General features: G+C 42.9%; 1 protein-coding gene. It reads left to right on the forward strand.

The window, feature by feature from the left end; all coding sequences use genetic code 11:
* On the forward strand, nt 1-331 hold a 331-nt coding region (locus tag AAEY72_RS14345; RefSeq protein ID WP_352311181.1), incomplete at both ends, for a YbaY family lipoprotein.

Below are 331 nucleotides of genomic sequence, written 5' to 3' on the forward strand. Positions count from 1 at the left end.
GAACACTGCACAGGCAACACAGGCAGAGTCAACAGCAACGCTAACAACTGAAGTTAGTTACCTTGATCGCAGCATGTTGGCGCCTAATTCACAGCTAACAGTAACACTTGCCGATGTATCTAAAATGGATATTAAAGCAACCGTTATTAGCCAGAAGGTTATTGATTTAAATGGTGGTCCTCCTTATACAGTAGAGCTTGCCTACGACACTAACAAAATTAATAAAGCACTTAGCTACAGCGTTAGTGCACGTATTGAAAATAATGGTGAGCTACTCTACACCAGCACAAGCAATAACAACCCATTCGCAGCAGATGCACAAACCAGCCCG

It is taken from the genome of Psychrobacter sp. W2-37-MNA-CIBAN-0211 (assembly GCF_040309405.1).
Taxonomy (GTDB): domain Bacteria; phylum Pseudomonadota; class Gammaproteobacteria; order Pseudomonadales; family Moraxellaceae; genus Psychrobacter; species Psychrobacter glaciei.